The organism is Arthrobacter sp. B2a2-09 (assembly GCF_027587375.1).
Taxonomy (GTDB): Bacteria; Actinomycetota; Actinomycetes; order Actinomycetales; family Micrococcaceae; genus Arthrobacter.
The window spans coordinates 60,542-78,313 of sequence record NZ_JAMXIC010000011.1; the positions used below are offsets into that span (position 1 = coordinate 60,542).

General features: G+C 65.2%; 15 protein-coding genes and 1 riboswitch. Of the genes, 11 read left to right on the forward strand and 4 right to left on the reverse strand.

Annotated elements, in window-relative coordinates; translation table 11 throughout:
- Nucleotides 1-74 precede the first annotated feature (74 nt).
- The 4 genes from NFJ07_RS13410 to NFJ07_RS13425 all read left to right on the forward strand — a co-directional run bounded on the left by NFJ07_RS13410 (nucleotide 75) and on the right by NFJ07_RS13425 (nucleotide 4,160).
- On the forward strand, nucleotides 75-803 hold the full coding sequence (locus tag NFJ07_RS13410) for an ABC transporter ATP-binding protein (RefSeq protein WP_269995018.1): 729 nt from the start codon (nucleotides 75-77) through the stop codon (nucleotides 801-803).
- Nucleotides 800-2,836: a YhgE/Pip domain-containing protein gene (locus NFJ07_RS13415; RefSeq protein ID WP_269995020.1), complete on the forward strand. Its 2,037-nt coding sequence runs from the start codon at nucleotides 800-802 to the stop codon at nucleotides 2,834-2,836. The genes NFJ07_RS13410 and NFJ07_RS13415 overlap by 4 nt, the downstream gene beginning before the upstream one ends.
- Nucleotides 2,833-3,495 (forward strand): TetR/AcrR family transcriptional regulator, encoded by a 663-nt coding sequence (locus NFJ07_RS13420; protein ID WP_269995021.1) that lies wholly within the window; start codon nucleotides 2,833-2,835, stop codon nucleotides 3,493-3,495. The genes NFJ07_RS13415 and NFJ07_RS13420 overlap by 4 nt, the downstream gene beginning before the upstream one ends.
- A 71-nt stretch (nucleotides 3,496-3,566) precedes the next feature.
- Nucleotides 3,567-4,160 (forward strand): hypothetical protein, encoded by a 594-nt coding sequence (locus tag NFJ07_RS13425; RefSeq protein WP_269995038.1) that lies wholly within the window; start codon nucleotides 3,567-3,569, stop codon nucleotides 4,158-4,160.
- On the opposite strand, the gene NFJ07_RS13430 is transcribed toward NFJ07_RS13425, so the two are convergent.
- On the reverse strand, nucleotides 4,133-5,089 hold the full coding sequence (locus tag NFJ07_RS13430; protein WP_269995039.1) for an EamA family transporter: 957 nt from the start codon (nucleotides 5,087-5,089) through the stop codon (nucleotides 4,133-4,135). The two genes, NFJ07_RS13425 and NFJ07_RS13430, sit on opposite strands and share 28 nt — an antisense overlap.
- A 72-nt stretch (nucleotides 5,090-5,161) precedes the next feature.
- On the opposite strand from NFJ07_RS13430, the gene NFJ07_RS13435 reads away from it, so the two are divergent.
- A complete protein-coding gene (locus tag NFJ07_RS13435; RefSeq protein ID WP_269995040.1) occupies nucleotides 5,162-6,127 on the forward strand; it encodes a LysR family transcriptional regulator in 966 nt (321 codons plus the stop codon).
- A 119-nt stretch (nucleotides 6,128-6,246) separates the two neighbouring features.
- Here the strand turns inward: NFJ07_RS13435 and NFJ07_RS13440 are convergent, their stop codons facing one another.
- On the reverse strand, nucleotides 6,247-6,774 hold the full coding sequence (locus NFJ07_RS13440; RefSeq protein ID WP_269995041.1) for a SixA phosphatase family protein: 528 nt from the start codon (nucleotides 6,772-6,774) through the stop codon (nucleotides 6,247-6,249).
- A 202-nt stretch (nucleotides 6,775-6,976) separates the two neighbouring features.
- Here NFJ07_RS13440 and NFJ07_RS13445 point away from each other — a divergent pair, with 202 nt between their 5' ends.
- A complete protein-coding gene (locus tag NFJ07_RS13445; protein ID WP_269995043.1) occupies nucleotides 6,977-7,975 on the forward strand; it encodes an IS481 family transposase in 999 nt (332 codons plus the stop codon).
- 16 nt (nucleotides 7,976-7,991) lie between these two features.
- Here the strand turns inward: NFJ07_RS13445 and NFJ07_RS13450 are convergent, their stop codons facing one another.
- The gene (locus NFJ07_RS13450; protein ID WP_269995045.1) at nucleotides 7,992-8,861 is read right to left on the reverse strand and encodes a winged helix-turn-helix domain-containing protein; all 870 of its coding nucleotides are present in this window, start codon (nucleotides 8,859-8,861) and stop codon (nucleotides 7,992-7,994) included.
- 682 nt (nucleotides 8,862-9,543) lie between these two features.
- Nucleotides 9,544-10,437: a hypothetical protein gene (locus NFJ07_RS13455; protein ID WP_269995047.1), complete on the reverse strand. Its 894-nt coding sequence runs from the start codon at nucleotides 10,435-10,437 to the stop codon at nucleotides 9,544-9,546.
- 401 nt (nucleotides 10,438-10,838) lie between these two features.
- Here NFJ07_RS13455 and NFJ07_RS13460 point away from each other — a divergent pair, with 401 nt between their 5' ends.
- The 5 genes from NFJ07_RS13460 (at nucleotide 10,839) to NFJ07_RS13480 (ending at nucleotide 17,769) form a co-directional block, all read left to right on the forward strand.
- The gene (locus tag NFJ07_RS13460; RefSeq protein WP_078106594.1) at nucleotides 10,839-11,579 is read left to right on the forward strand and encodes a response regulator transcription factor; all 741 of its coding nucleotides are present in this window, start codon (nucleotides 10,839-10,841) and stop codon (nucleotides 11,577-11,579) included.
- Between the two features lie 12 nt (nucleotides 11,580-11,591).
- Nucleotides 11,592-13,070: a sensor histidine kinase gene (locus NFJ07_RS13465; RefSeq protein ID WP_269995050.1), complete on the forward strand. Its 1,479-nt coding sequence runs from the start codon at nucleotides 11,592-11,594 to the stop codon at nucleotides 13,068-13,070.
- 162 nt (nucleotides 13,071-13,232) lie between these two features.
- A riboswitch (cyclic di-AMP (ydaO/yuaA leader) is annotated at nucleotides 13,233-13,406 on the forward strand.
- Between the two features lie 2 nt (nucleotides 13,407-13,408).
- Nucleotides 13,409-14,146: a hypothetical protein gene (locus NFJ07_RS13470; RefSeq protein ID WP_269995052.1), complete on the forward strand. Its 738-nt coding sequence runs from the start codon at nucleotides 13,409-13,411 to the stop codon at nucleotides 14,144-14,146.
- A 159-nt stretch (nucleotides 14,147-14,305) separates the two neighbouring features.
- Nucleotides 14,306-15,673 carry a glycosyltransferase gene (locus NFJ07_RS13475; RefSeq protein WP_269995054.1) on the forward strand — a complete coding sequence of 456 codons (1,368 nt, stop codon included), beginning with the start codon at nucleotides 14,306-14,308 and terminating at the stop codon, nucleotides 15,671-15,673.
- Nucleotides 15,670-17,769 (forward strand): glycosyltransferase family 39 protein, encoded by a 2,100-nt coding sequence (locus tag NFJ07_RS13480; RefSeq protein ID WP_269995055.1) that lies wholly within the window; start codon nucleotides 15,670-15,672, stop codon nucleotides 17,767-17,769. The genes NFJ07_RS13475 and NFJ07_RS13480 overlap by 4 nt, the downstream gene beginning before the upstream one ends.
- Nucleotides 17,770-17,772 lie beyond the last annotated feature (3 nt).

Below are 17,772 nucleotides of genomic sequence, written 5' to 3' on the forward strand. Positions count from 1 at the left end.
TGAGCTCTATTTGAACTGACTAGTCAGTTCAGTTACGATTGGAGCAGATAACAAGTTCTGCGAAAGGTCCAATTGTGCTGTCTGCACAGCAACTCCAGATCGACGGCCGCCGGGACGATCTCCTGCCTCCCACTTCCCTCGAAGCGAGGCGCGGCGAGCTCCTCTTGGTCAGCGGCGACGGTCAGGACCAGCGCACGGCATTGGCACTTGCGCTGAGCGGCCGGATGAAACCCAGCAAAGGCCTCCTGACCTGGGACAACTCCGCGAAGACCAAGAATATCCGGGCCGCGAGCGCCCTGATTGACGCTCCCGGCGTCAACGAGCCCGAGCAGCACTTGAGCGTCCGCGACCTCGTTACCGAAGACCTCTCCCTCATCCCCCGCCGCTACCGTGGCGCCCTCCTGAGCAAGCCGTGGCTCAAGGTCAACCGCTTCGAGGACATCGCCGGGCTGTGGATTGAGCAGCTCCCCGCGGACCGCCGCCTCGAGCTCCTGATGGCCCTGTCCCTCGCGGATCCCGCCCTCGATCTCCTGGTGCTCGATTCCCCGGACCGGCACGGCGCGAACCCTGCGGACTGGCTCCCGCGGCTTGAGCGGTTGGCGTACGACGCCGGGCGGCCGCTCGCCGTCGTCGCAGTCGTCTCTGCCCTCCCGGACAGCTGGGACGGACCGGCCGCGGTGATTGGCAACTCGGTCAGCCACACCGCGGCGGCACCCGAGCCCGCGGCACCGGCCGAACCCCTCGAAACCGCGCAAGAAGATCCCGAAGAAGTACCCGAAACCCTGCAAAGGACCGCAAAGTGACTGTTCTGCGGCTGGCCCGCTCCGAACTCAAGCGCATGACCGGCGGGCTCCTGCCTAAGCTGACCATCCTCGCTCTGACCATGGTGCCCCTGCTCTACGGAGCCGTGTATCTGTACGCGAACTGGGATCCTTACGGCAACCTCAACCAGATCGACGCTGCCCTGGTCGTCGAGGACGCGGGAGCCCAGCCGGCCAACGGCCCCGAACTGCAGGCGGGCCAGAAGGTTGCCGACAGCCTCGTGGAGAGCCACGTCTTCAACTGGCAGCGGGTGACCACCACGGCAGAAGCCGACGCCGGCGTGGAATCCGGCAAGTACGCCTTCGCCCTGAAGATTCCGAAGGACTTTTCCAGCAACCTGGTCTCGCCCGGCAGCTTCGACGCCGCCAACCAGGCGATGCTCAACGTCACCACCAACGACGCGAACAACTACCTCCTGAGCACCATCGTGGACAAACTCACCACCGCAGTGCACTCCACCGTGGCCAAGGAAGTTGGCGAGGAAACCGCCAACCAACTCCTCACGGGCTTCGGCACCATCCACGCCTCCATCGTCAAAGCGTCCGACGGCGCCTCCCAGCTCGCCGACGGCGTCGGCAAGCTCAGTGACGGGGCGGCCACCCTCCACGACGGCACCAGCAAGCTCAGCAGCGGCGCGTCCGAGCTCCTGGCGGGCCAAAACAAGTTGCGCGACGGCGCGAATCAGTTGAACGACGGCGCCGGGCAGCTCAGCGCGGGGCTCACCGAACTGAAGAACAAGACCGCGTCCCTCCCGGCCGACTCCCAGAAGCTCGCCGACGGCGCCGCCCAAGTAGCCGCCGGAAACGCGCAGCTGAACGCGAAAGTCCAGGACGTCGTCGGGCAGCTTTCAGCGTTCGACGCCGGAGCGAGGGATCGCGTGGTGGCCTCCAACGCGAGGCTCGTGTCAGCCGGGGTCATCACCCAGGACCAGGCGAACAAAATCCTGGCCGACTTCGACACCGCCGCCGCATCCGCCCCGGTGACCGATGCCAAAGCCAAGATCTCGGCTGATGCAGCGCAGATCCAGCAGCTTTCAGACGGGTCGGCCGCGGTCAGTGCGGGCGCCGCCAAGCTTGCGGGTGCCACGCCAGCGCTGACGGGCGCCATCGGCCAGGCCTCGGCAGGCGCGGACCAGCTCAGCTCGGGCGCTTCCACCCTGGCCGCTGGCGAACAGTCTGCCGTCAACGGCACGGCGGCTCTCGCGGACGGTGCGGCAAAGCTCGACGACGGCGCGGCGCAGCTTGCCAGCGGTGCCGCGACGGCCGCGGACGGATCCCGCACCTTGGCGAGCGAGTTGGCGAAGGGCGCAGGCAAGGTCCCGAACCCGAACGACGCCCAAAAGAGCGAGGTGTCCAAGGTGATCGCGGATCCTGTGGCGGTCAACAATGTTTCCCAGGCCAAGGCAGGGTCTTACGGCGCGGGCCTCGCCCCGTTCTTCCTGACCCTGTCCCTCTGGATCGGCGTGTTCATGCTTGTCCAGGCGATGCGGCCCATCACGCAGCGGGCCTTGGCCTCGAACGCTCCGTCGTGGAAAATCGCCGTCGGCGGCTGGCTCCCGTTCTTCGTGGTGTCCGTGCTGCAGGCAAGCATCCTCACACTCGTGGTGGACCTGGGGCTGGGCCTCAACGCGGCGCACCCGGTGTGGATGTGGTTGTTCATGCTGGCTGCTGTCATGGCGTTTACGGCACTCATCCAGGGCATCGTGGCATTGCTGGGGACTCCTGGAAAGTTCGTGGTGCTGATCCTGCTGGTCCTGCAGTTGGTGTCTTCCGGCGGAACGTTCCCGTGGCAGACCACACCCATGCCGCTGCACGTGGTGCACGAGATCATGCCGATGGGCTACGTGGTGACCGGCATGCGGCACCTGATCTACGGCGGCGACTTGTCCATGATCTGGCCGATTGTCCTGGGCCTGCTTGGCTACACTGTGCTGGGAGCCGCGCTTTCCACGCTGGCCGTCCGTAAGCACAAGTTCTGGACCCTCAAGACCCTGAAGCCGGAGATCGCGGTATGAGCATGCAAGAGCCGGACGTCCCAGGGCTTCCGGAGACGGGCAGCCCGGGTCCCGGGCTCCCGGAAAAGAAGCTCCGCCCCGCTCGCACCAACGCGACCAAGCAGCGCCTCTTCGACGCTTCCATGGAGCTGATCGGCGAGCGCGGCGCAGCAGGGGTCACGGTGGACGAGATCGCGGCCGCAGCCGGGGTGTCCAAGGGAACGGTCTATTACAACTTCGGCAGCAAGTCCGATCTGATCGCCCAGTTGCTGCGCCACGGCGTCGACATCATGCTCGGCCGGCTCCAGACCATCGAGGGCTTGCACGCCGATCCGCTCGAGGCCATGGAAGCAATGCTCGGCAAAGCCATGGACTTCATGGACGACTACCCGTCCTTCGCGCGGCTCTGGATCAGCGAGAACTGGCGGACGCCCAGCGAGTGGGGCAAGCTCTTCGTCGAACTCCGCAGCGAGCTGCTGGGTGTGATTGGTGCGGCCATCGAAAAGGTCGCCGCCACGTACACCGTGGATACCGGCATTGCCCGGGGCAGTCTCGAGGCCGCAATGTTCGGAGCGATCTTCGTGGTGGGCCTTGACCGGCAGACGTACAACCCCGAGCGCACCCGCGAGCAGAGCATAGCGGCCATCATGACCATCATGCGCGGCTACGTACTGCGGTAACGGTATGGCAACTGCTGCATATTCAGTCGTGGCTTGCCAGCCAGTCAGGGATGATTAATCCCATGCGTCACATGGGGAACAGTGGAAAGCTTGCGATCATCTCTGCTGTGGTGTCCGCTGGTTTGCTGGTGCTGCTCGCCATCACTCTTGAGGAAACCGTGATGTACACCTTCCTCGGGGTCTTGGCGCTCGGCTACCTGGCGTGCGTCGCCGAAGTTTTCGCCCGTCGCAGGTACTTCATGCTGGTTCTTGGAACCATCTCCTCGATCCTTTTCATCGCGTTCGGAATCGCGTTCCTGCGCATGTGGGGCCTCGCCTTCAACCAGGACGAAAATGCCCTGGGCAGCGCCGTGAGCACCAAGGACTCGGACATCTACTTCTACCTAGCCGCACTTACCGGCTGCAGCTCCCTGCTGGTCTTGTTTGTGGGAGCGGTCTGGCCATCCCGCAGGAACCGTGCGACGGCGGCATCCCGCCCCACTGGCCGGCCAGCGGCGCGGCCTGCTTCGCGCCCTTCCTCGATACCTGCCAGGCCCGCCCAGCGGCAGGCGGCCCGTCCGGCGTCGGGGGCCGTGAAGCGCCCGGCGCCCCGTACGCCCGCAACGCCACCCAAGCGCCCGACGTCGGGATCGCCGGCTCAGCGCAAGCCGGCACCCAAGCGCTGACGTACTTCGGGCGCCCCCAGATCCCCAGGCTTAGCGCGCCGCTGCAGCACGGCGGTCGCCACGCCGCCCAGCAGGAGGAGGCCGCCGGCCAGTTCCGCCGTCGTCGGGACCTCTGAGATGAGCAGCCACGCCGCGGTCATTCCCACCACCGGGACCAACAAAGTGAACGGCACCACGGCCGAGCTCGGGTAGAGGCTGAGCAATCGGTTCCAGATGCCATAGCCCACCAGTGAGGCGAACACTGCGGTGTACAGGGCGCTCAGGATGGTCGCTGGCTGAAGGTTGGTGAGCGTCCCGACGACGGCGGCCGGGCCGTCCACGATCAGCGACAAGCCCGCGAGCGGCAGCGGGACCACGGCCCCGGACCACACAACCAGCCCCAGGCCCGAAGCAGCCTTGGCCTTGCGGGCGATGATGTTTCCCGCAGCCCAGGACAACGCCGCGGCGAGCACGATCATGAGCGGCACCACAGGGGCCACCAGGCTTCGACCCACCGCCACCAGGGCGAGTCCGGCGACACCCAGGACAACGCCCGTCAGTTGGCGCTTGCTCGGCCGCTCCCCCAGGAACCGGGCCGCCAACAGCACCGTCAGGAGCACTTGCGCCTGCAGCACCAGGGAGGCGAGCCCGGCCGGCATGCCGAGGGCCATGCCCAGGTAGAGGAGGCCAAACTGCCCGGCGCTCATGAACAGCCCGACGCCGATGATCGCCTTCCAGCTGACGTCCGGTTTGCGGACGAAGAAGATGCAGGGGAACACCACCAGCGCGAAGCGGATGGCCACGAACAGCAGCGGCGGCACGTCGGCCGCGCCACCGCTCCCGTGACTGCCATTCCCGCTTGCGGGGTGTAGGCCAAAGTCGATCGCGACGAAATTCAGGCCCCAAAGGACAGCGACAAGGACGGCGAGTGCTGAGTGTCGGATATTCACGATTCAACTCTGACAGCCAAGCGGATGAAGCACCAGCGTTGAATTCTGCATCAAATCATGTACGTTTGCTTCATGATTGAGATTGCGGCGCTACGGGCCCTCGTAGCAGTGGAACAGCAAGGCTCGGTGGTGGCTGCCTCAGAGGCTATGGGCTTCAGCCCCTCGGCAGTTTCCCAACAGATCAAGAAGCTCGAGAAGCAGAGTGGCGTGACGGTCTTGGAGCGCCATGGCCGCGGCGTTCTGCTGACGGACCGGGGCATGGCGTTGGCTGAGTACGGACGCCGCATCCTGGGCGAGTTGGAGGAGCTGCAGGCCACCCTGCTTGCCGACCCCGCGAAGCCAAGCGGCGTGCTGCGGCTCGTGGCATTTTCCACGGCCTGCCGCGGGCTGGTGGGGCCGATGCTGGGGAAACTGGGTACGGCTCAAGCTGTTGCCGTCGGATCTTCGGCCGCGGCGGGCTCCGGACATGGTGGATCCAGCTCCGGGCTTGAAATCCGCGTGGTGGCCGAGGACCCACGCGAGGCCGTCCAGAGGGTCGCAACCGGTGAAGCCGATCTCGGCGTCGTGCACAACTGGCACTCAGTGCCCTTGGTCATTCCCGAGAACATGGTCCACGAGAATCTCTGCCTGGACACCGCCGACGTCTTGCTGAACTCAGCGCACCCGCTGGCCGGCCGGACCGCCGTCGAGCCTTCCGACCTGGTGGACGAAAGCTGGATCAGCACGCCGGCCGGTGCCATCTGCAATGAGGCGTTGCTGGCGATCCTCGCAGGCCTGGGGCGGGTGCCGGACATCCGCGTCTACGACCCCGACTTTTCCACCCATATCGCCATGGTCCAGCAGGGTGTTGCGGTGGCGCTGGTGCCGCGGCTCGGCAGGCCCGAGCTCCCCGCCGGAGTGGTGGCGGTGCCCGTGGTCAACCCGATGCAGCAACGCCAAGTGGGAATCGTGTACCGGAAGACCATGACGGCAAGCCCCAGCATCCGCCACGTGGTGCGCTTGCTGCAGGATGTGGCCGCCGGCCTTGAGGTTGGCTAACTCGGACCATCCCCGCGCGAGCTGGCAGCAGATGCCCTCTGCCGCCTCGAAAGGGGCATTAGCTGCCAGTTCGCGCCGAGCGCGGGTTTACTTTGGGTGGGGCTTTACTTTGGGCGAGGCTATTTTGGGCGAGGCACTGCGAAGTGGGTCAGGCGAGCGTCCTGCCCATCGAGTTCAGCCCACGGTTTCTCCAGTTCCATCACGGTCATGGCACTGGTGGGGTAACGCGTTGCGGCATCCATGTAGGCGTCATGGTCCGAGTCGCGGGAAGCCAGGTGCATCGCGAGGTCCTGCACACCGGGCATGTGGGAGAAGATCATGAGAGTGGTGACGGTTTCCGGCACATGGTTGATGACGGTCAACATGCGCTGCGCGGAGGCGGCGTACAGACCGTCCTCGAGTTTCGGCGTCGGCGCCTTGTCCCCCAGCTCGCTGCACACCCAAGTGCAGGTCTGGCGGGTCCGCAGCGCGGACGAACACAGGATAAAGTCCGGAATCACGTGGTGCTTGAGGAGCCATTTCCCGGCAAGGGGCGCTTCCCGGTGGCCACGCTCGGCAAGGGGTCGTTCATGATCCGGCACCCCGAGGGGCCAATCCGACTTCGCATGCCGCATGATCACCAGCCGCTTAATGTGATGCTCACTCATCCCCCCACCCTACTATCCCAACTAGCTCGCATTTGTTGTCGTTTTGACGCCCGTAAACGACAACAAATGCGAGCTAGTTGTACTGCCCAGGGAGATTGGTTGAGGCCGTGTGAGGACACGGCTTGAAATTTCCGGGATGACGAAGGCCTCCCGGTGTGGAGTGGAGCTGTCTAAGAAACCGCTGCACACCTAGGAGGCCTTCGTGTCCCACGCTAACGCAATGTTGACCCCAAAAGCCCGTTTGAAGCTCGCCCAGCTGGTCGTCGATCAGCACTGGACGATCACTGAAGCAGCGAAGCTGTTCATGGTTTCCTGGCCCACCGCTAAGCGTTGGGTCACCCGGTACCTTGAGCACGGTCGCGACGGGATGGGCGACAGGTCATCCCGGCCCCATCACAGCCCCACCAAGACGCCCCAAAAGCTCGTCAGACGGATCGTTGCCATGCGGTGGCGTAAACGGCTGGGCCCGGTGCAGATCGCCGGGCAGCTGGGCATTCCGGCCTCGACCGTGCACGCCGTTCTGGTTCGCTGCCGGATCAGCAGGCTCCGTTACATCGACCGGGTCACGGGTGAACCGATCCGCCGGTACGAGCACACAGCCCCCGGTGAGATGCTGCACGTCGATGTCACCAAGTTCGGGAACATCCCCGAGGGCGGCGGCCACCGCTATCTTGGCCGGGTCGAAGGCGGGAAGAACTCCAGGGCTTCGGCCGCTCGCAGCGGTTACACCCGCTCCAGCAAACACCCCAGGAATGGCACGGCCTACGTGCACACAGTCCTGGATGACTACTCCCGCGTGGCGTATGCCGAAATCCACCAGGACGAGAAGGCCATCACCGCCATCGCCGTCCTCGAACGTGCGGTGGCATGGTTCGCCGCGCAAGGCATCACCACCAAGCGAGTGCTCTCGGACAACGGATCCGCTTACGTCTCCAATGCGTGGAAAGCGGCCTGCGCTGAGCTGGGCATCACCGCGAAACGCACACGGCCCTACAGGCCCCAGACCAACGGCAAGATTGAACGGTTCCACCGAACCCTCAACGATGGCTGGGCCTACGCGAAGTTCTACGGGACCGAAACGACCCGCCGAGAGGCCCTGCCCGGCTGGATTCACTACTACAATCACCACAGGCCCCACACCGCAACCGGGAACAAACCACCCGTCAGCCGGCTAACCAACCTCCCTGGGCAGTACAGCTAGTTGGGCCAGCGGGAGACTAGATCGAGTATTCCGGAGCGGCCCAGACGATGACCTCGGGGTGCTCGTAAAAGCGGTAGCCCTGGCCGCGTACGGTGCGGACCGTGTTCGCGAGGCGTCCGAGCTTGGAACGGAGGCGCCGGATGTGGACGTCGATGGTGCGCTCGTTGGGGACCTCTTCGGCGTTGCGCCACAGACCCTCGAGGAGCTCATCGCGGCCCACGGTCCGGGTGCCGTTCTCGACGAGGTAGTTGAGGAGCTCGAATTCCTTGAACGTGAGGTTCAGGGATTCGCCGTCGAGGTGCACCTCACGGCGGGCGAGGTCGATCAAGACACCGGACGGGCGCGCTTCCTGTGCCGGCTGCGGGCGGAGCGCCTCGGAGCGCTGGCGGCTGCCAACGGTGGGGTCACCGAAAGTCGAGCGGACGACGTCGAGCGCGGAACCGGGCGCCCCGGCTGGAGCTACCGCGACGGCGGCATAGCTCTCGGCGCCGGAAACGAGGGACTGCGCGTAAGCACGGATTTCCTGGGCAAGCTTGGCGATGGACGTTCCGGCCGCTGCAGCGGTGTCTTCGTCGATGCCCATGTAGAGTACGAAGCCGCGGGCCACATTGTCGTTGGCAACGGGGCGGATGGAGCGGTCTGCTGGAGCCAGGACGGGCGTGGGTGCAGTCATCGGCGAGGCCTCGTTGGCGGGAACGGCGCGGAGCTGGCCGTAGGAGTTGGGGTTGTAGCCCTGGGGAACGTAACCGGGGGCCTGGCCGCCACCCTGTGGTGCGGGCTGCGCGTAGGCCGGGCGGTTGCCGAAGCCGGGACGCAAGCCGGCGTTCGACGCGGCCTTATTGGCGTTACGGACGGAGATGTGGACGTATCCGGATGCAACTGACATGGATTGCTTACCTCAAAGTGAATAGCCGTCATCGCGGCTTCGAATGCTGGTCTGGTCCCCGCAATGAGATGGGGAGGGGCGCCCGACGCTGGGCAGGGGGCGAATGCCTGAAACTTCTTGGGGTCTTAAGTTAGGCATGCATTCGACAACAGCTCATCGAAAAACCAGCGGGTGTGCTGGGCTCGATCGCTGCGGCTGCAGATGCTGTTGAGTTCTTGTTCACATTTGAAGTGTGCAACGTAACAAAGGGAACTTGCAAGTAACAAAGCACCGAACCGTCCACATTTTGAGACGAATCGGACTATTGTGCCGCACATCACAATTCTCACATGTCCAAATGTGACCCATTCTCGTTCGTCACACTGGCCGCTTTGAGCGCAATATTCGAATAAAATTTGATGGAATGACCATTCTTTGAATCTTAAGTCACGTCACGCGCTTGCCTTTGAATCTCGAGATATGAAACAACCCTTGTCCAATCCTGGATCTGCGTCTCGTGAAAATTCTTTGGCAAATCGTCTGCTACAACCCCACCGGAAGGCTGGTGAGGCGCGGTTTGCAGGTTGACGGGACCCGCCGTCGTGACCTTCTTTGCCTTCGGAAAGCGCTTGCGACACGGTCAGAGCGTCGTTCTGAGGAAGCGCGGCAAAGAGGGTCACGACGGAAGCAAGAGGCACCCGCCCTAGTTGGTGGTGCCGGTTCCTTGGGTACTTGATGTAGTGGCAGTGACGATCTGGATGGACTGTGCCGTGTACTTGTCGGATTCCTTGAGCGCAGTGACCCTCACGCTGGATCCGGATTTCACATCGGCGAGGGTCAAGGTGGTGCCGCTGGTCGTGCTCCCCCGTTGCCGCATGCCCTCCGCCACCACAACGTCCGATCCGAGGGCGTAGGTACGGGTGAATCCGTCTTCGCTCTTGACCGTCATGGAGCTAGCCGAGACGTCGGTGACCGTACCCAGCTGGCCCGCCATGGTGACGTAGCTGCCGTTCTGGAGGACCACATATTCCGAGTGGATCGCAGCATTCAGGCCGCCCATGCCCACCCCGAGCCCGCCCGGACCTGCGTTCGTCCCACCGGGGCCACCGAATCCGCCCTGGCCGTTCTGCCCGGCACCCGGCCCCTGCGCGTTGGTGGTATCAGCCGCCGCGGACCCGTTTCCGGCGGCATATGCACCGGCTCCCGCCGCCGCAGCGACCACGACCGCGACGCCGCCAACAATGAGCCCCTTCTTCAGGCTCCAATTCTTGAAAAACGAAGGTCGGGGCTGTCCGGGGGTGTATTGCTGCGGAGCACCCCACCCGGCGGTGGGTTGGCCTGGCTGCTGGGTTTGCTGGGGCGCACCCCAACCAGCGGCTTGGCCCTGCTGGACCGGCGGGGGCGCACCCCAACCAGCGGCAGGCTGGCCGGGCTGGGTGACCTGGCTCTGCTGGGGCGCACCCCAACCAGCGGCTTGATCCACGGGAGGCTCCCCGGCAATCGGCTGCGCGGACTCGTCCAAGGGCCGGATCACCGGCTGGGGCTGCTCGCTTTCAGGTGTGGATCCGGGGAGGGAGGGGTTGTTGTGCGGTTCCATGGTTTTCTCCATTGAAGTCAAGACTGTTGCGGTTGTTGTCCTTGTCCCAAACAGCGTCGGTCGCTTTGCTGTGTGCGGGCTGTGTCGAACTGGAGGGCTGCCTGTGACCTTCCGCGGTGTTGTGTTGGATTCTGCTGGATCATTCGCCGCGAGCGAGCACCGTGCCCCGCGATCACGCGGATCGTCCGGCTGGCTTGAGGAATGATCCAGCAGAATGTGACGGCACACGCTCGCCCGAACCGCATGAACCGCCCGCTCGAAACCAGCCTTGCCCGCCCCGCAAAAGCCTCCTCAGCGCGTTGGGCGTACCGTGCCTTTGGACAGGTGGCTAGGCTGGGACTCACAGGGTGCTCACAGCATTGGCAAAGCACTGGCAAACCGGCAGATTGGAGAGTTGTCTCATGGCATCCTCGCACTCCATGACCAACAACCTTCCGCAGCTCAGCCACCCGGATGGTTCTCCAATCCGTGCCCTTGTGGTGGACGACGAACCCAGCCTCGCCGAGCTCATGAGCATGGGCCTACGCATGGCGGGTTGGTCGGTGGCGGTGGCCGGCGATGGTCCCGCTGCGGTAAAGCTCGCCAAGGACTTCCGTCCGGATGTCCTGGTGCTGGATGTGATGCTTCCAGGGTTCGACGGCGTTGAGCTGCTGGGCAGGATCCGCGCCTTTGCGCCTGAGGTGCCCGCGCTCTTCCTCACCGCTAAGGACGATGTGCAGGACCGCATCGTCGGGTTGGCCGCCGGCGGCGACGATTATGTCACCAAGCCATTCAGCATGGAGGAAGTCCTGCTGCGCCTGCACCGCCTGGTCCAGCGCTCGGGGGTGGCCGCGATGGACACGGCCGAGCTGGTTGTGGGTGACTTGACGCTGAACGTGGACACCCGAGAAGTTACCCGCGGCGGCGAAGACATCCCGCTCACGGCAACCCAGTTCGAGCTCCTGCGCTACCTCATGGAAAATCCCAAGCGCGTGGTCAGCAAGGCCCAGATCCTGGACCGCGTGTGGGACTACGATTTCGGCGGGCAAGCCAACATCGTGGAGCTTTACATCTCATACCTGCGCAAGAAGATCGAGGCCAACCACCCGCCCATGATCCACACGGTGCGCGGAGCCGGTTACGTCATCAAGCCTGCCGAATAGCCGGGGCGCCGAATGTCCGCACTCTCGGGTATCCCCCGCCAGACCGACCATAGCTGGTTCAATCCTTCAACCTGGCACTTGCGCACGCGCTTGATCCTTCTCTCCATGGCACTCCTCGTGGCTATCTGCGGTGCCGTCGGGGTGGTCAGCTACGCCTCCATGGACGTGTTCCTCACGAAGCAGCTGGACCAGCAATTGATGCAGGCCTCCCATGGCCGCCCGCCGCAAGGCAACCCGGGCGGCCGTCCGGACCCCCTGGATCCCCGGGGGCAGAGCATCGGCACGCTGAATGCGCGCATTCTCGATGGGCAAGTGAGCGCTGACGCAGGATTCCTGTCCTCCGACGCCACCCGTACGCCATTTTCGCCAAGTGACGCCGGAATACTGTTGGCACTACCCTATGATGGCCGTCCGGTTGATCGCACCCTGTCCAATGGCGGCTACCGGCTGGTGGCCGCCCAAACTCCCTACGGCGATGTTGTCATCACGGGGCTGCCGCTCGCCTCGAAAGAGGACACCGAGGCCTCGCTCGTGTGGACCATGGTGCTGGTGTCCTTGGGCGGACTGGTCCTGATTGGGCTGGCCGGTACCGTGCTGATCCGCCGCACCATGCGCCCCTTGGAGCAGCTCTCCGACGTCGCCACGAAGGTATCGAAACTTCCGCTCGACGCCGGTGAGGTGGCACTCGCGGTGCGCGTTCCGGCGTCGGCCGCCCACCCGAGCACGGAAGTGGGAAGCGTCGGCCATGCTTTGAACCTGATGCTGGACAACGTCTCCAGCGCCCTCGAGGCGCGCCAGCAAAGCGAAACAAAGGTGCGCCAGTTCGTGGCCGACGCGTCACACGAACTACGCACTCCGCTGACCGCCATCCGCGGCTACACCGAGCTCTTGCGCATGACGGAGACGTTCACCGAGGACGGACGCAAGTCACTGGGCCGGGTGCAGAGCCAGTCCGAACGCATGACCACCCTCGTGGAGGACCTCCTTCTGCTGGCCCGGCTGGACGAAGGAAAGGCCCCCGAGTTCACCGATGTGGACCTCACGCAGTTGGTGATCGAGACCGTCAGCGACGAGAAAGTCATGGCGCCCGAGCACATCTGGCAGCTCAAACTCCCGGATGATCCCCTCACGATCCGCGGCGACACCACCCAACTCCACCAGGTTTTAGCGAATCTGCTCTCCAATGCCCGCAAACACACGGAGGCGGGAACCACCGTGGTCACGGGCGTCATGCGCTCCGCCGACGGCAGCGCCGTGGTTACCGTGACTGACAACGGGCCAGGCATCCCGCCTGAGTTCCAGGGCAGGATCTTCTCGCGCTTTGCCCGTGCCGACGCCGCCCGCTCCGGTTCCGAGGGCACGTCCGGGCTCGGCTTGTCGATTGTGGAATCCATTGTTCAGGCGCATGGCGGTACCGTCGAAGTGGCGTCGCGGCCCGGCCGGACGGAGTTCGCGGTGCGGCTTCCGGCGCTCAGGAGCGCCACGGCCTGAAGGCCGACAGAAGGGTGCGACTCCGGTGCGCAGCGAGCGCAAGTCGACGCACCGGCGTCGTGATCTCCGTTACCTAAATGTGACTTAAGCTCGATCCTCCTGTAGCGTCGAATGGGTGCGCCGGATCTTTCCGGCCACCTCCGGGTAGGCGCCGAGCTCTGCCACTCCCCGGTGCCCAACAGTCCAGGCAGAGACGGGGGACCCAGGTCTCCGGGCAAGCGCTCATGTTGAGCGAGCCCTAGGGGTGAAGCCGCACCGCCACGATTCCCTGTGGCCACGGCCGGATGACCTCATCCGAATCCGACAGCTAACTCCGCAGGCGTCGAGAGGCAATCACCATGTCTGGTTCCAAGAATCAGTCGCGCCCTGTTGCGCGCCACCGCGGCGAACCTGCCCGGAGAAACAAGTCACGTTCCACGTTGAGGCGAGCTGCCTCGAACTTCGGCACCGGCCAGCGCATGGCAGTTGTTGCCGGCGTCGTTGCCGTGTTCCTTGGCGCAGGTGCCGCCACCCAGGCCGCCGGACAAGCCCTCAACGCCCAGGACATGAGCCGCACATCCGAATCCCGCGCGGCGGATCACTCAGCCACGCCATCGGCCACCGCGACGCCGTCGGCGAGCGCAAGCGCGAGCCCCAAGCCGAGCGCCACGGCGACGCCGAGCCAGGCACCCGCCCCGGCTCCGGCCGCCGTCGCGCCCCAGGCCGCCGCACCGGCCGCGCCCGCGGCACCCCCTGCTCCAGCAGCCCCGGCCGCACCCGTCGCCCTCGATGATCCCTCCGGCGCCCAGGCCTACGCCGCAAGCATCCTTCCCTCCTACGGTTGGGGTCAGGGCGAAATGTCAGCCCTGGTCACCTTGTGGAACAAGGAATCGGATTGGCGCACCACTGCCACCAACGCCTCCAGTGGCGCTTACGGCATTGGGCAGTCGCTGCCGGGCGACAAGATGGCATCAGAAGGTGCCGACTGGCAGACCAACTACCAGACGCAGATCCGCTGGGGCCTGAACTACATCAAGCAACGCTACGGATCACCGTCCGCGGCGTGGTCCTTCCACTTGGCTCACAACTGGTACTAACCCAAGAGACACGCACAAAGTACGTCGAGGTCCGTCCCTTCAGGGGGCGGGCCTCTGCCACTTGGCCAGGCAGGTGATTGGCCACGCCGGCTACACATCCACAGCCACGTCACAGGTTCCGCCTAAAGCCCTCATAATCGGCAAGGCCACTCTGGATACATGACGCTCATCGAATCCACCGGAACCTTGAAGGACCCCGCGGTGGTGCCGCCGGGCCTTCCCATCCAACCCACCACCCCCATCCCACGCAGCACGGTGCGGCGCGCCCCCGTGGACACCCACACCAGCATCCCCGTCCTCGATGTCACGATCCCCGTCTTCAATGAGGAACGCGATCTCGAAGAGTGCCTGCGCAGGCTTCACGGCCACTTGCGCGAATCCTTCCCGCACGGCTTCCGCATCACCGTGGCCGACAACGCGAGCACGGACAGCACCTTGAAAATCGCCGAACGTGTGGCCAGGGAACTGCCTGAACTCGCAGTTGTCCATCTCGAGGAGAAGGGACGCGGCAACGCCCTGCGCACGGTGTGGCTCGCTTCGCCGTCCCCGGTTCTGGCTTACATGGACGTGGATCTGTCCACGGATCTCGCCGCACTGGCACCCCTTTTAGCGCCGCTGATCTCCGGCCATTCAGACCTCGCCATTGGCACGCGGCTGACGCGCAACTCGCGGGTTGTCCGCGGGCCCAAGCGCGAGTTCATTTCGCGTAGCTACAACCTGATGCTGCACTCGTTCATGGGCGCCCGCTTCAGCGATGCCCAGTGCGGCTTCAAAGCGATCCGGGCAGATGTCGCGCAGCAGATCCTCCCCCACACCATGGACAACTCGTGGTTCTTCGACACTGAACTCCTGGTGGTCGCCGAACGCTGCGGCCTCCGGGTCCACGAAGTTCCCGTTGACTGGATCGACGATCCCAATTCCAGCGTCGACGTGGTGCGCACCGCCCTGGCCGACATCCGGGGCATGGTCCGGCTCACCCGGGATCTCGTCTCGGGCCGCATCCCCATCCCGGAACTGCGCGCAGCACTTGCACGCGGGCCGCTTCCGGCGTCGTCGCGTACTGCCGAGCAGAGCCCGCGCAGCAGCCTTTTCGGGCAGCTGGTCCGGTTCGCCGCGATCGGCGCTGCTTCCACCCTCGCCTATGTGCTCATCTTCCTGTTCTGCCGCGGCTTCCTGGATCCCCAGTTGGCCAACTTCCTGGCTCTGCTCGTCACGGCCATCGCAAACACCGGTGCCAACCGGCGCTTCACCTTCGGCATCCAGGGCGGCAATCCCGTTCGGCACCACTTCGAGGGTTTGATCGTCTTCGGGATCGGCCTCGCACTCACTTCGGGGGCACTCGCCTTGGTGCACAGTACGACGACGACGGACCGCTGGGGCGAGCTCCTCACCGTGGTCGCAGCGAACCTCGCCGCCACCGCAGTCCGCTTCCTCTTGTTCCGCCTCTGGGTCTTCCGGCAGCCTGCAGCGCAGGCGACTGCACCCACCACCCAAGCCAAAACGCGCACAGAAACGGCAGCATCATGACCTCCACGATTACTCCCGCAAGCACGGGTCCCGCCGCCGGAAGTACTGACGCCGTCGGGACTGGCATTCCTGGTTCTGCCGACGCACCGCAGGGCCGCCACCCGGCCGGCCCGTCAACCCCCGGCGCCACGCCCCGCTGGACCCGATACACTTTTGGCCGGCAGCCCCGCTGGGTCCGGCCGTCCGCCGCCGGACTTCTCGTTGCCACCGCCTTCCTGTATCTCTGGAACCTCGCGGCCACCGGCTACGGAAACTCCTTCTACGCCGCGGCCATCCAGGCCGGCACCAAGGACTGGGCGGCGTTTCTGTTCGGTTCTCTCGACGCCGGCAATGCCATCACCGTGGACAAGCCCCCGGCCTCTCTGTGGATCCCCGCTTTGGTGGGCCGGATCTTCGGCTTCTCGCCCCTGAGCATGCTGGTTCCCGAGGCGCTGATGGGCGTGGCCGCCGTCGGTTTCCTCTATTTGACGGTCAAGCGGGTGTCCGGACCAGGCGCGGGCTTGTTGGCCGGTGGCGCTTTGGCACTGACGCCGGTGGCGGCGCTCATGTTCCGCTTCAACAATCCCGACGCCATGCTGACCCTCTGCTTGGTCCTCGCGGCGTACTTCACTACCCGCGCCATCGAACGCGCAGGGTGGAAGTGGCTCGCCGCAGCCGGAGCCATAGTGGGCCTCGCGTTCCTGAGCAAAATGCTGCAGGGGTTCCTGATTGTTCCGGGACTGGGACTCGCGTACCTCTGGGCCGCCCCCACCCCGTTGCGGCGGCGGCTGCTGCACCTGCTCGGCGCATTGGCCGGTATCGCGGTAGTGGCTGGCAGTTATGTCGCCCTCTTCCAGCTGACTCCAGCTTCGGCACGGCCTTACATGGCAGGTTCGCAAACCAACAGCTTCCTTGAACTGACCTTCGGCTACAACGGGCTGTCCCGCATCACCGGCTCGGGCGAAGGCACGCCCGGCGGAGGCGGCGCGGCTGGCGCACCAACTGGAGGCAATCTCGGCGGCCTCGGCCTCGGCGCCTTCGGCGGAGGTGGCGGCGGCAACACCGGTTTCGGTGGAGCAGCCGGGATCACCCGCATGTTTGGCACGAGCTTCGGCGCTGAGGTCTCCTGGCTTCTCCCTGCTGCACTGATTTTGCTGGCAGCTGGCCTGTGGTTCACCCGCCGGGAAGCACGAGCCTCCCGTACCCGTGCCGCGCTCATCCTGTGGGGTGGCTGGCTTCTGGTCACGGCGGGCGTCTTCAGCTTCATGAGCGGCATCGTCCACCCCTACTACGCGGTAGCTCTCGCACCGGCAATCGCTGCGCTGGTGGGCATCGGCAGCGTTGAGTTGTGGCGTGGCCGCGGGTATTGGCCGGCCAGGATCATCCTGGCCGTAGTAGTGCTCGGTAGTTCAGCGTGGTCCGCGGTTCTCCTGGGCCGCGACGCCTCATGGCTCCCCTGGTTGCGCATCGTGATCGTCGTCCTGGGTGTGGTGGCGGCCGCAGCAATCCTGCTTCGCCTCGACTCATGGCGTCCCGCAGGCCAAAATGCCGCAGGCCGGTTCCGGAACGCGGCGGCCGCGGCCGTCGTCGTCGTTTCCCTCCTGGCCGGCGGCCTCGGAACCACAGCGTGGACGCTCGCGACGGCGGCAACCGCGCACTCCGGTTCCATCCCAACGTCGGGACCCACCAGTTCCGCCATGGGCGGCTTCGGAAACCGCGCTGGAGGGTTCGGCGCAGCCGGTGGCGCGGGTCAGGCGGGAGGGCCCGGTTCCGAGGGAACCGCCGACGCCGGACTGACCGCGCTGCTGTCGTCCACCACCACGAAGTGGTCGGCGATCGTCTCCGGTGCCACCCAGGCCGCAAGCCTTGAGCTCGCCACGAACACCGACGTGATCGCACTCGGTGGCTGGAACGGCGGCGATCCGTACCCCACGCTGGCACAGTTCCAGGACATGGTGGCCAAGGGACAAATCGGCTACTACATCGAAGGTGGCGGCATGGGTGGCGGCGGTGGATTCGGAGGCCAAGGCGGCAACTCCGAGGTAGCCTCTTGGGTGCAGGCCAACTTCCAAGCCCAGACGGTGGGCAGCTCCACCGTCTACAAGCTGACAAAGTAGATT

Bases quoted from the DNA above. Each gene is read 5' to 3' on its own strand.
- NFJ07_RS13425 (WP_269995038.1), top strand. From the start codon at position 3,567: ATGGGGAACAGTGGAAAGCTTGCGATCATCTCTGCTGTGGTGTCCGCT.
- NFJ07_RS13440 (WP_269995041.1), bottom strand. From the start codon at position 6,774: ATGAGTGAGCATCACATTAAGCGGCTGGTGATCATGCGGCATGCGAAG.
- NFJ07_RS13465 (WP_269995050.1), top strand. From the start codon at position 11,592: ATGTCCGCACTCTCGGGTATCCCCCGCCAGACCGACCATAGCTGGTTC.
- NFJ07_RS13480 (WP_269995055.1), top strand. From the start codon at position 15,670: ATGACCTCCACGATTACTCCCGCAAGCACGGGTCCCGCCGCCGGAAGT.
- NFJ07_RS13475 (WP_269995054.1), top strand. From the start codon at position 14,306: ATGACGCTCATCGAATCCACCGGAACCTTGAAGGACCCCGCGGTGGTG.
- NFJ07_RS13420 (WP_269995021.1), top strand. From the start codon at position 2,833: ATGAGCATGCAAGAGCCGGACGTCCCAGGGCTTCCGGAGACGGGCAGC.
- NFJ07_RS13435 (WP_269995040.1), top strand. From the start codon at position 5,162: ATGATTGAGATTGCGGCGCTACGGGCCCTCGTAGCAGTGGAACAGCAA.
- NFJ07_RS13450 (WP_269995045.1), bottom strand. From the start codon at position 8,861: ATGTCAGTTGCATCCGGATACGTCCACATCTCCGTCCGTAACGCCAAT.
- NFJ07_RS13455 (WP_269995047.1), bottom strand. From the start codon at position 10,437: ATGGAACCGCACAACAACCCCTCCCTCCCCGGATCCACACCTGAAAGC.
- NFJ07_RS13470 (WP_269995052.1), top strand. From the start codon at position 13,409: ATGTCTGGTTCCAAGAATCAGTCGCGCCCTGTTGCGCGCCACCGCGGC.
- NFJ07_RS13460 (WP_078106594.1), top strand. From the start codon at position 10,839: ATGGCATCCTCGCACTCCATGACCAACAACCTTCCGCAGCTCAGCCAC.